Below are 10,604 nucleotides of genomic sequence, written 5' to 3'. Positions count from 1 at the left end.
CACCACACCCGCGAACATCAGCGCACCTACCCCGACCAGCACAACTACCAACTCGGCGCCTGATCAACGACCTTCCCCCGAAAGGAGCCGCACCCAGCTGGGTATCGACCCCGACGCCGTGGCCAAGCACGAGGCGAACGCCGCCTCGATCACCGAGGCGTTCTACGACCCAAACATCATCGACTGCGGCCGCGCGGGCTGTCGGGAACGGAGGAAGTGACCGTGGAGCAGCCCATTGCGTACTTCGCAGACGACGGCAAGTCCTGGCGCTGCGACGGCTGCGGATCCTATGGCAGTGTCAGCAGCGCCTCCAACGGCCGGCGTTACGCCGCACGCCACATCGCCATGCACATCGGCGAGTGCACACCCGAGCAGGAAGCCACGATCGCCGACTGCACCATCATCCGGCCAGGCGACACCATCCTCGTCCGCGTCTCTGCGGATACTCCACCCGCCCAGGCCCAAGCCGCTGCTGAACGGCTGCGTGAGCGACTGCCCGACATCGCCGACGTCCTGGTCCTCGGAGCCGACGGCATCAGCGTCTACCGGCCAGCAGAACACGCCGCCGGGACGGGAGGCAGTGACTGTGAACGGAAGGCTCCCGAAGCGCTCTGACCTCACAACGCGCGAGCTCCTCACTGCTGTGCGACTGCACCGCTTCCGCGCCTTTGAGGCGCTCTGCTGCAACTACCCCGTGAAGGTCGTACGGGCAGCCATCGCCCGCGACGTCCGAGCCGACTACCTGGAGTACGGGGTTTCGGCGGATCGGCCATGGCTCACCCCCGCAGGCGAGCAGCAGCTGGACGCGAGGAGGTGACCGCGTGCTGTACGTCATCACCGGCCCGCCGGCCTCGGGCAAGAGCAGCTGGATTACAGCGCGCGCCCGGGCCACGGACATCGTCATAGACCTGGACCGCATCACGCTTGCCCTGGCCGGCCCTGGTGCGCCGCAGTGGACGCAGGACCCCATCCTGGTCAAGGTCGCGCAGCGGGCACGGTTCGCAGCGATCGACGAGGCGCTCAAGCACCGGGAGACGGTGGACGTCTACCTGATCCACACCATGCCCAGCGCCAAGGCCGAGGCCCGTTACCTGCGGCTCGGTGCACGGATCGTCACCGTCGACCCGGGCCGGGACGTGGTGATGCAGCGCGTACGGGACATGCGGCAGGACGGCATGGTGGCCGTAGCCACCCGCTGGTACAACCAGCAGGCCAAGGCTGGCCGCCGGACCGTCACCCGGCAGGCGTCACGGCAGTGGTGACCGCGGTCCGCCCGAGCGGCTGCTGAGCGGCAGCCGGGACCTGGTGGGGCACGGCGGCCGGGGTGGCGGCTGAGGTGGTGCCGGGGTGCCCCTGCCGGTGGGTGCCGCCCCTGCCTGGGTGCTGGCCGCCGGTGCGTGGACGGCGCGGGTCGGCGCCGCTGGTGAACGATCGCTGATCGTGACGAACAGCGAGCAGCGTTGGTTGGATCCGATGCCGGGACCAGGGGGAGGGGGGCCCTTGGTCATCGTGGGATTTGGAGGACCGGGCGACCCAAAAGCCCTTGTCGCCCATATCTCCCCCCGACGCGGATCGCTAATGACCCGGTTCTCGAAATCGAGGTAATAGCGACTCTCTGTAATCACTCCGATACTCACGCTGGGTAGTCATTCCGATGTCACGTTGAGTCACCTCCGACCGGTTGCAGGGGGTGATCACCGTGGGCGATGACGACGAGCCGAAGCGGCGTCTGCGCAGGGGCGCCGTCACCAAGGCCACGGCCGCCGAGCTCGATGACCTGGGCATTGACCCCGCCGCCAACACGGCTGCTGCCGCCGCTATCCGACTGGCCACCGAGTTGGACTCGGCGAAGGACGTCGCGGGCGCCGCAGTTGCGGCCCGTGAGCTGCGCCAGGCGATGGCCACCGTCCGTGGCATGGCCAGCCCACAGGACAAGGGAGGCGCAGTTGACGAGCTCGCTGCTCGAGCCGCCACCCGCGCGGCTCGCCGTGCCGGAGCGTAAGCGCCTGGTCGGCTGCCAGAGCCCGCGGATCGTCTCCACGCCGCAGTACCGGCAGATCTCCACCGGCCGGTGGGACGGGCTCGAGGACAAGGAGTACCTCGCATTCCGCTCACCCGCAGGGCAGGAAGCCGTGGAGCTCGCCGAGACGTACGACCAGCACCTCGACCCGTGGCAACAGGCCGCACTCCACCACAGCCTCGCCGAGGATCACGAGGGCAGGTGGCTGAGCTTCGAGGCGGTGCTCAACCTGCCCCGCCAGAACGGCAAGGGCGGCTTCCTCGAGCCCCGCCAGATCGCCGAGGTCGTCCTCTTCGGCGGTCGCCTGGTCATCCACACGGCACACGAGTTCAAGACCGCGCAGGAGAGCTTCGCGCGGCTGGACGACATCCTCGGCTCCTACAGCGAGCTGTCACGCCGCGTACGGCGCGTCTCCCGCAGCCACGGGGACGAGGCGTTCTACTTCCACAACGGGGCGCGCGTCCGCTTCCTGGCCCGCTCCGGGCGCTCGGGACGAGGCTTCTCCGGCGACCTCGTCATCATGGACGAGGCCATGGCCCTGCGCGCCGCCCCGATGGGCGCCCTGCTGCCCGTCATGTCCGCCCGGTACAACCCGCAGCTGATCTACGCCGGTTCCGCAGGCATCGGGGCCGAGAGCGAGCAGCTCGCATCGCTGCGAGCCCGGGCGTTGGCCGAGACCGAGGACCCCGACCAGTCGCTGACGTACATCGAGCACTCCATCGACCAGCACGTCAAGGAGTGCCCCCGCGACTCCGAGGGCGCTCTGACCTGCACGGATCACGACGACCGGGAAGACCGGGCGTCGTGGGCGCGGTCGAACCCGACGCTCGGCATCCGCATCCGGGAGCAGGCAATCGAACGGGAGCTGGCCACGTTGCGTGAGGACCTCTTCGACCGCGAGCGCCTGGGCGTCGGCGACTACCCGGAGTTGGAGGCCGACACCTGGCAGGTCATCTCGCGAGAGGCGTGGGACGCCGTCATGGACGGCGACAGTAGGCCCTCCGACCCGGTGGCGTTCTGCATCGACGCGACGCCGGAACGGTCGCACGCGTCCATCGGCGTGGCCGGTGAGAACGGCGCCGGACTCCACATCGAGGTCGTCGACAACCGGCCCGGCATGGACTGGCTGATCGACCGGGCCGTCGACCTGCAGGAGAAGTGGACGCCGCGGTGCTGGGTCATCGACGCGGCCGGCCCCGCGGGATCGCTGATCCCGAAGCTTGTCGAGAAGGGGCTGCGGGTCGTCTCCCCGAAAGCGCGCGAGGTCGCGCAGGCCTGCGGGCGGCTGTACGACGCCGTGCAGGCCGCCGAGGTCAGCCACCTCGGCCAGGCCCCGCTCGCCACGGCGCTGGCCGGAGCGAAAAAGCGTGACCTCGGGGACGCATGGGCCTGGGCCCGGCGTACCGAGGGCGTGGACATCAGTCCGCTGGTCGCCGTGACGCTCGCCCCCTGGGGGCTGACGTGCGAGATCGAGGAAGAGGACGAGGAGGTGGAGCCGTGGGTCGCGTACGGATGAGCGCTGGCGCCCGGGCACGGGTAGGCGTGCTTGCCGGTGGCGGCCTGGTGGCGGCCGGTGCGTGGGTGGGGATCGGCCTGGCGGTCGGCCTGGCGGTCGCCGGTGTGCTGCTGGTGGCGTACTGCCTGCTGCTCATGGACGTGGACGGGGGCAGCACGTGAGGAGCCTCTGGAGTACCGCCCGACGCCGTACGGCGCCCGCCGAGGACGAGCGGTCGATCAGCACGATCGACGACTACGCCGCGGCGCTGCAGGACGCTCTGGGCTACGGCGGATGGTCGGCGCTGGGCATTACGCAGACCCAGGAGGGCCAGGCCGCCGAGAAGGCGCCCACGGACCTCGTCGGGTATGCGCAGATGTTCGCAACGAACCCGGTCGTCTGGGCGTGCATGGTCGCGCGCATGAGCGTGTTCAGCGCGCCGCGGTTCCAGTGGCAGCGCCTGAACAACGGCCAGCCGTCGGAGACGTTCGGGACGCCGGACCTCCTGCCCCTCGAGCGCCCGTGGCTGGGCGGCACGACGCAGGACCTCCTCAACCGGATGATCCAGGACGCCGACCTGGCCGGTAACTCGTACTGGACGCGTGCGGGTGCCGAGATGGTCCGCCTGCGGCCGGACTGGGTGCAGATCGTCCTCGAGCGCCGCAGGCTCCACGACGGGGACCTGGGGTGGACGCGGTACGGGTACCTCTACCAGGAGCCCGGCCGTGACCCGGTGTTCCTGTGGCCCGAGGAGGTGGCGCACTTCGCGCCGACCCCGGATCCGCTCGCGTCGTTCCGCGGCATGTCGTGGCTGACACCGGTGATCCGGGAGACGCAGAACGACAACCTGATGGCTTCGCACAAGCGGAAGTTCATGGAGAATGCGGCGACGCCGAACCTCGTCGTGCGCCTGTCTCGGGAGGTCACCCCGGAAGCGTTCGAAAAGTTCAAGACCAAGATGGACAGCTCGCACCGGGGCATCGAGAACGCGTACAAGACGCTGTACCTGGGCGGCGGCGCCGACGTATCGGTGGTCGGCAAAGACCTCAGAGAGCTGGACTTCTCCAAGACCCAGGGCGCCGGCGAAACCCGCATCGCGGCGGCCGCCGGCGTACCGCCGATCATCGTCGGCCTGTCCGAGGGCCTGCAGGCCGCCACGTACTCCAACTACGGGCAGGCCCGCAGGCGGCTCGCGGACGGGACGATCCACCCGCTGTGGCAGAACGCCGCCGGGTCGCTCGAGCACCTGGTCGCCCCGGCCGGCGGACTCACCCAGGCGGTGCGGCTCTGGTACGACGCCAACGACGTCCCGTTCCTGCGCGAGGACCGCAAAGACGCAGCCGAGATCCAGGGCATCCAGTCCCGCACCATCCGCGCCCTGGTCGACGCCGGATACACCCCGGCGTCCGTACAGCGCGCCGTGCAGGCCGAGGACTGGGCGCTGCTCGATCACACCGGCCTCTTCAGCGTGCAGCTGCAGAAACCCGGCAGCGGGACGCCCGCGGCCGCCGAGGATCCGTCCACACCACCCGAGGAGGGGGCCTGATGCCCACCACGCATACCGTCGCCCGCGACCTTCTGCGGTCAGTGCCGTTCCAGGTCGTTCGCGACAGCGAGGCGTCCGAGGAGGGTGACGGCTGGACGCTCACCGGCTATGCAGTCACCTTCGGGCAGCCCACAGAGATCGACTCCTGGGAAGGTCGGTTCTTCGAGAGCGTCCGCAAGGGCGCGTTCCGGAAGACCTTTCGTGAGCAGACTCCGGTCTGCCAGTTCGACCACGGTCGGCACCCCCTGATCGGGTCGATTCCGATCGGCGCCTTCCGCGAGCTGTACGAGGACGACCAGGGCGTGTTCGTCAACAACCGCATCACAGAGAACTGGCTCATGCAGCCGGTCAGGGACGCCATCGCCGAAGGCTCGATCACCGGCATGAGCTTCCGCTTCGAAGTCGTGCGCGAGCAGTGGACAGACGCCCAGGGCAAGGTCGTCCGACCCGAAGAAGTCGCCGAACTGCTCTGGGCCCCGGGCGACCGCGGGCCGCTCCATCGCGAACTGATCGAAGTCCGGTGCCGCGAGCTCGGCCCCGTCGTCTTCCCGGCGTACGCAAGTACCTCGGTCTCCGTACGGGCCCGGGACGTCGCCGACGGCCTGGTCCACGACGACGACATGACCCGCCGCATCCGCCACTCCCTGGCCCGCGACGCCGCAGCCGCGGCGCCGAACGTTCCCGACGATCCGCAGCTGCGCCGCGAGGTAGCGGCCGCGCTGCTGTTCCAGCCGGACCAGCAGGTACCGGTCCAGCCCACCCGATCTACGGCCCCGCCCGCGCCGCTCACCACCGAGCACCCGGACGAGCCGACTCCCCAGGGCGCGCCGCTCGCCGAGCACCCGCCCGCCTCGCGCAGTACCGACGCGCCGCCCGCCGATGGGCACCCGTCGCCATCCCGCACAGAGCGCATGCGCCCGCAGCTCGCCGAGATCGGCGCGCTGATGGACGGCGTCCTGGCGTCCATCGACACGAAGGAGAACCGCTGATGCCTCCGAAGCTTCAGCTTTCGCACCAGCAGGCAGTCATCCGCCTGCAGGACATCCGCGCCCAGCTCGAGGACCTCGAGCGGCGCGACGACCTCACCGCCGAGGACGAGCAGACGTTCGACGAGCTCACCCGTGAGTTCACCGACGTCGACGACCACCGCCGGCAGATGGAGCGCCGCTCGGCCCTCGAGCGGGTCCGGGCCTCGACGCAGTCCACCGAGCGTCGCCCGGCCGGTCTGGCGGTCGAACGTGGTACCTCGTCCGGGTCGGGCAGCGCCTACGACCTGGACCCGATCCTCAACCCCGACTCGGTGGAGGACCGGCGGTTCCGCAACCCGTGGGACCTCGGCGAGATGCGGACCTACGACCGCTCCCCCGAGCAGGTCGGGCAGGAGATGCGCTCGCGCGCGCTGTGCGCCGTGGAGAAGATGGCCGGCGCGAACGACCGCATCCGTGCGGCCGCCACGGACATCATCGAGCGGTGGGACGACAAGCGGGGCACCATCGCCAAGCAGTGCCTGGCGACGTCGTCGCCGGAGTACATGCGCGCCTGGTCCAAGCTCGCCGCGGGCAAGAGCCACATGGTCTCGCCCGAGGAGCAGCGCGCCCTCGAGCGGGCCATGTCGCTGACCGACAACGCCGGTGGCTACCTGGTGCCGTTCCAGCTGGACCCCACGGTCATCATCACGTCGGACGGGTCCCGTAACCAGATCCGGCAGGTGGCCCGCCAGGTCGTCGCGACCGGCGACGTGTGGCACGGGGTGTCGGCCGGTGCCGTGCAGTGGCGGTGGGCCGACGAGGGCAGCGAGGCCGCGGACGGCGCCCCGGAGTTCGGTCAGCCCACCGTGCCCGTGCACAAGGCCGACGGCTTCGTGCCGATCAGCATCGAGGCGATGAGCGACGCGGAGAATGCCACGACGGAGGTCGGCCGGCTCCTGGCGTTCGGCAAGGACAGCCTCGAGGCCGGCGCGTTCGCGGTCGGTACCGGCGTGAAGCAGCCCACCGGCATCATCACGGCGCTGGAGGGCACCGCCTCGGAGATGGGCCCGGGCACGCCCGAGACGTTCGACTCGGCGGACATCTACGCCATGGACGGGTCGCTGCCCGCACGGCACCGGGCCGCTGCCTCGTGGCTGGCGAACCGCAACATCTACAACCTGGTGCGGCAGTTCGACACTTCCGGTGGCGCGGAGCTGTGGGAGCGGATCGGCGCGGACATGCCCCCGCAGCTCCTGGGGCGTCCGGCGATCGAGGCCGAGGACATGGCATCCGGGTTCGACCCGGCCGCTGCGGCTGACAACCACCTCATGGTCTACGGCGACTTCAGCAACTACGTGATCGCCGACCGCATCGGCATGAGCATCGAGTTCCTGCCGCACCTGGTCGGTGCGAACCGCCGGCCGACCGGCCAGCGCGGCTGGTACGCCTGGTACCGGGTGGGTGCGGACAGCGTTCTGGACTCGGCATTCCGCATGCTCAACGTCGCGACCGCAGTCTGACGAACGGCACCCGTGAAGGGGCCCCAGCCTTGCTGGGGCCCCTTCCACATCCCCGGAAGGAGAGCACCATGGCAATGCGCTGCACCAGGTCGTTCGCCGCCTATCAGGACGGCAAGCCGCGCGTGGTGAAGGCGGGTTCGCTCGTCGACGACGACGACCCCGTGATCAAGGGCCGAGAGGCCAGCTTTCAGACTGTCGATGCGCACCTGCAGCGGCAGCGTGGAGGCGTGGAGGCGGCCACCGCCGACCCCGGCACCGTCCGCACCCTCACGCCCCCGCTACAGCCCGGCGGGGACGCCTACGACCCGACCCAGCACAGCAACCGCGAGGTGCTCGCCTACCTGGCCACGGCGACCGAGGCCGAGGCCCTGCGCGTCCTGGACGCCGAGGCCGCGGCGCCGACCCCGCGGGCGGGCATCTGCAAGATGCGGGACCAGGTCATCGAGGACGCCCGCGCCCGCGACGCCGCGGCCGCCGGCAGCGAGTAGGGGGCCGGGGTGCCGTATGACCTCGGCGCGACCGCGCGCCTGACCGCAGAGTGCCGGGCCCCCGACGGTGCGCTGGCGACTGCCGACACGGCGGTTGTGACGGTCACCCTGCCGGACGGCACGACGCTCACCCCCGCTGTCAACGAGACGCCGACGGCTGGCCGCTATCAGGCCGACGTCCCCACGACGGCGCCAGGCCGGCACACGGTGCGCTGGGTGTGGACCGGCCCGGGCTGGGCGTACACCGACACCTTCGACGTCCGTGACGAGGCGCCGCCGGTCATCCTTTCGCTCGCCGACGCGAAGGAACACCTCAACCTCACCGACAGCAGCGAGGACGAGGAGGTCCGTTTCTGGAACGGGGCCACCACCCGCGCAGTGGAAACCTTCACCGGGCCGGTCGTCGTCCGCGAGTTCTCCGAGGTCCACCAGCAGCGGACCATGCACACGCTCGTCCTGCGCCGCACTCCCGTGGTCGCCGTCACCGCGATGCAGCCGGTGCTCGCCGGCGGCACGGCGTACGACCCGGCGGACCTGGTCGTGGACGGTGAAACCGGCCTGGTCCGCCTGGCATCCGGGAACGCGCTGCGCGGCCCGCTCCGGGCCGACTACAGGGCCGGGCGCCCCGTCATCGCCGAGAACATTGCCGGGGCGGCACGCATCATCCTGCAGCACCTGTGGCGCACCCAGCGCGCATCAGGACGCGGCGGCCTCGCCGGTGGGTCCAGCGACTACTCCGTGACCGAACCGATCCCCGGCCTCGGGTACGCGATCCCGAACCGGGCCGTCCAACTCCTCGAAGCAGACCGACTTCCCCCGGGGGTGGCGTAGATGGGGTCTCGCGTACCCGAGCTGATTGACGCGCTGGTGACCCAGCTGTCGGCGGACCCGGCCCTGGCAGGGGTACGGGTGGCCGACGGACCGGAGGTCACCGAGTCCACTGCGCCGGACTGGCTGATCGTCGGATTCAACGGCGACCCCGACGGCGACTTCCAGGCGGCCCAGACCGTGGGCGGCTGGTCGGGCCTGTCGCCCGCGGGCCGCGAGGAGCAGCTGCAGCTCACCCTCGCGGCGATCGCGTCACGCGGCAGCACCGATGTCCGGGCCGCCCGGGCACGGGTGTACGAGATCAGCGGCCGCCTGGAGGTGCTGCTCGCCGCGGATCCGTCGCTGGGACTGCGGTCGCTTGAGGTCGCGATCGAGGCGACGCAGCTGGTGCAGGACCAGACAGAGCAGGGAGCGCAGGCACAGCTGCTGATCACGGTGGCCGGCCGCGCCTTCACGTAGGAGGGACCAGTCGTGGCTGTGCGTATGCGGCACGCGAACCTGCCCGAGGGGCAGGACATCGAGGTGGCGGAGATCTCCGTGCCCTCGTATCAGCGGATGGGCTGGACGGTCGTAGACCAGCCGCCCTCCACCACTGCCGAGGCCAAGGGCCATCGGCGTACTACGCAGAAGGAGAACGGCTGATGGCTACACCGATTCAGGCGTCTGTCAGGTACTACCGGCGCGGCGTTACGCGGGTGCTGTGGGTGCCGACGCTCGCCGCTCCCGGGGCGCCGACCCGGGCCGAGCTCGATGCCGGCACGGCGCTCGAGGGCGAGACCGGTGCCATGGGCGGGTGGCAGACCACCTCGGAGACGGTTGCCACCCCGGCACTCGGCAGCCGGTTCACCCCGGTCGTCGGCGGGGCGATCACCGCGGCTGACAGTTCCCTCACGTTCTGGGCGTCGAAGGATGGCGCCGACGTCCGGGCGCTCCTGGTTCGTGAGGCAACAGGGTTCATCGTGTGGATGGACGAGGGCGACGTGCCGGAACAGACGATGGACGTCTACCCGGTGACGGTCACCTCCCAGGCCAAGGTGCGTGAGCTCGACGCGGCAGCGCAGATCATGTGCCAGTTCGCGATCACGTCCGAGCCCCGTGAGAACGTGGCGATCCCGGCTGCTGCAGGCGGCTGACGTGGCAGGCTCGGTACAGATCCACGGGACCGGGCAGCTGCTGACCCTGTCCCGCCGTCTGCGGGCGGCGGGCGGGGCCCGACTTCAGCGGAACTTCGCTCGCCGTATCCGGCGGGCCGCCGAGCCGCTGCAGGGTGAACTGCAGCAGGCGATCCGCACGACGCCGCTGGTGTCCGAGGGGCGCAAGTCCGGCGGGCGCGGGGGACGGTCGCCGACGACCCGGCCGCTGCGGGCCACGCTCGCGGGCGGGATCCGGATCAGCGTCCGCACCGGGGCGTCTCCCGGCGCCCGGGTGTGGATGGACAAGTCCCGCCTCCCGCACGACATCCGCAACATGCCGTGGGTGATGGACTCCGGCAGGGTCCGGCACCCGGTGTTCGGGAACCGGCGCCGGTGGGCAACGCAGTGGGCCAGGCCCGCGGGCTGGTGGTCCCGGACAGTACGCGCGGGAACGCCGCGGATGACAGCAGAGGTCGCACGCGTCGTCGACGACGTGCGCCGTGAACTGGAATAGAGAACTTCCCAATGACGTTGTCAAGCCGTTGCCGTGACTGGTGGTGTGGCTTGGTAGCACGCTCCGTCGCGGATCATGGCCCACAGGACGTT

The 10,604-nt window shown here is 70.6% G+C and carries 16 protein-coding genes; all 16 read left to right on the top strand.

Annotated features, from left to right (window positions below; all coding sequences use genetic code 11):
- Positions 1–220, top strand: a 220-nt coding sequence (locus ACFU5K_RS29700; protein ID WP_384067140.1) for a hypothetical protein, incomplete at its 5' end; no start/stop codon positions are given.
- A gap of 2 nt (positions 221–222) precedes the next feature.
- Positions 223–615, top strand: a complete 393-nt coding sequence (locus ACFU5K_RS29695) for a hypothetical protein (RefSeq protein WP_384067137.1) — start codon at positions 223–225, stop codon at positions 613–615.
- A 28-nt stretch (positions 616–643) separates the two neighbouring features.
- A complete protein-coding gene (locus ACFU5K_RS29690) occupies positions 644–817 on the top strand; it encodes a hypothetical protein (protein ID WP_384067134.1) in 174 nt (57 codons plus the stop codon).
- Between the two features lie 4 nt (positions 818–821).
- Positions 822–1,262, top strand: a complete 441-nt coding sequence (locus ACFU5K_RS29685) for an AAA family ATPase (RefSeq protein WP_384067131.1) — start codon at positions 822–824, stop codon at positions 1,260–1,262.
- A 437-nt stretch (positions 1,263–1,699) separates the two neighbouring features.
- A complete protein-coding gene (locus ACFU5K_RS29680) occupies positions 1,700–2,002 on the top strand; it encodes a hypothetical protein (RefSeq protein ID WP_384067128.1) in 303 nt (100 codons plus the stop codon).
- Positions 1,947–3,536 carry a terminase gene (locus ACFU5K_RS29675; RefSeq protein WP_384067125.1) on the top strand — a complete coding sequence of 530 codons (1,590 nt, stop codon included), beginning with the start codon at positions 1,947–1,949 and terminating at the stop codon, positions 3,534–3,536. The genes ACFU5K_RS29680 and ACFU5K_RS29675 overlap by 56 nt, the downstream gene beginning before the upstream one ends.
- Complete coding sequence (locus ACFU5K_RS29670; protein ID WP_384067121.1) at positions 3,533–3,697, top strand: hypothetical protein; 165 nt, start codon at positions 3,533–3,535, stop codon at positions 3,695–3,697. The genes ACFU5K_RS29675 and ACFU5K_RS29670 overlap by 4 nt, the downstream gene beginning before the upstream one ends.
- A complete protein-coding gene (locus ACFU5K_RS29665; protein ID WP_384067119.1) occupies positions 3,694–5,061 on the top strand; it encodes a phage portal protein in 1,368 nt (455 codons plus the stop codon). Before ACFU5K_RS29670 ends, ACFU5K_RS29665 begins: the two co-directional genes overlap by 4 nt.
- Positions 5,061–6,050: an HK97 family phage prohead protease gene (locus ACFU5K_RS29660; RefSeq protein ID WP_384067116.1), complete on the top strand. Its 990-nt coding sequence runs from the start codon at positions 5,061–5,063 to the stop codon at positions 6,048–6,050. Before ACFU5K_RS29665 ends, ACFU5K_RS29660 begins: the two co-directional genes overlap by 1 nt.
- On the top strand, positions 6,050–7,549 hold the full coding sequence (locus tag ACFU5K_RS29655; RefSeq protein WP_384067113.1) for a phage major capsid protein: 1,500 nt from the start codon (positions 6,050–6,052) through the stop codon (positions 7,547–7,549). The genes ACFU5K_RS29660 and ACFU5K_RS29655 overlap by 1 nt, the downstream gene beginning before the upstream one ends.
- Before the next feature lie 68 nt (positions 7,550–7,617).
- Positions 7,618–8,037: a hypothetical protein gene (locus ACFU5K_RS29650; protein ID WP_384067110.1), complete on the top strand. Its 420-nt coding sequence runs from the start codon at positions 7,618–7,620 to the stop codon at positions 8,035–8,037.
- 9 nt (positions 8,038–8,046) lie between these two features.
- Positions 8,047–8,868, top strand: coding sequence for a hypothetical protein (locus ACFU5K_RS29645; RefSeq protein WP_384067107.1), 822 nt, complete (start codon positions 8,047–8,049; stop codon positions 8,866–8,868).
- Entirely contained in the window at positions 8,869–9,324 is a 456-nt protein-coding gene (locus ACFU5K_RS29640) for a hypothetical protein (protein WP_384067104.1), read from the top strand.
- A gap of 12 nt (positions 9,325–9,336) precedes the next feature.
- Positions 9,337–9,507 (top strand): hypothetical protein, encoded by a 171-nt coding sequence (locus ACFU5K_RS29635; RefSeq protein WP_384067101.1) that lies wholly within the window; start codon positions 9,337–9,339, stop codon positions 9,505–9,507.
- Positions 9,507–9,998 carry a hypothetical protein gene (locus ACFU5K_RS29630; RefSeq protein ID WP_384067098.1) on the top strand — a complete coding sequence of 164 codons (492 nt, stop codon included), beginning with the start codon at positions 9,507–9,509 and terminating at the stop codon, positions 9,996–9,998. Before ACFU5K_RS29635 ends, ACFU5K_RS29630 begins: the two co-directional genes overlap by 1 nt.
- Position 9,999: 1 nt before the next feature.
- Positions 10,000–10,512: a hypothetical protein gene (locus tag ACFU5K_RS29625; protein ID WP_384067095.1), complete on the top strand. Its 513-nt coding sequence runs from the start codon at positions 10,000–10,002 to the stop codon at positions 10,510–10,512.
- Positions 10,513–10,604: the final 92 nt, after the last annotated feature.

This window comes from Streptomyces sp. NPDC057428 (assembly GCF_042803195.1).
In the GTDB taxonomy this organism is placed as follows: domain Bacteria; phylum Actinomycetota; class Actinomycetes; order Streptomycetales; family Streptomycetaceae; genus Streptomyces.
Note: the sequence above shows the minus strand (reverse complement) of the source record. Positions and strands in the feature narration are given on the sequence as shown.

Coding starts and splice junctions, on each gene's coding strand:
- ACFU5K_RS29670 (WP_384067121.1), top strand. CDS start 3,533: ATGAGCGCTGGCGCCCGGGCACGGGTAGGCGTGCTTGCCGGTGGCGGC.
- ACFU5K_RS29660 (WP_384067116.1), top strand. CDS start 5,061: ATGCCCACCACGCATACCGTCGCCCGCGACCTTCTGCGGTCAGTGCCG.
- ACFU5K_RS29655 (WP_384067113.1), top strand. CDS start 6,050: ATGCCTCCGAAGCTTCAGCTTTCGCACCAGCAGGCAGTCATCCGCCTG.
- ACFU5K_RS29650 (WP_384067110.1), top strand. CDS start 7,618: ATGGCAATGCGCTGCACCAGGTCGTTCGCCGCCTATCAGGACGGCAAG.
- ACFU5K_RS29640 (WP_384067104.1), top strand. CDS start 8,869: ATGGGGTCTCGCGTACCCGAGCTGATTGACGCGCTGGTGACCCAGCTG.
- ACFU5K_RS29630 (WP_384067098.1), top strand. CDS start 9,507: ATGGCTACACCGATTCAGGCGTCTGTCAGGTACTACCGGCGCGGCGTT.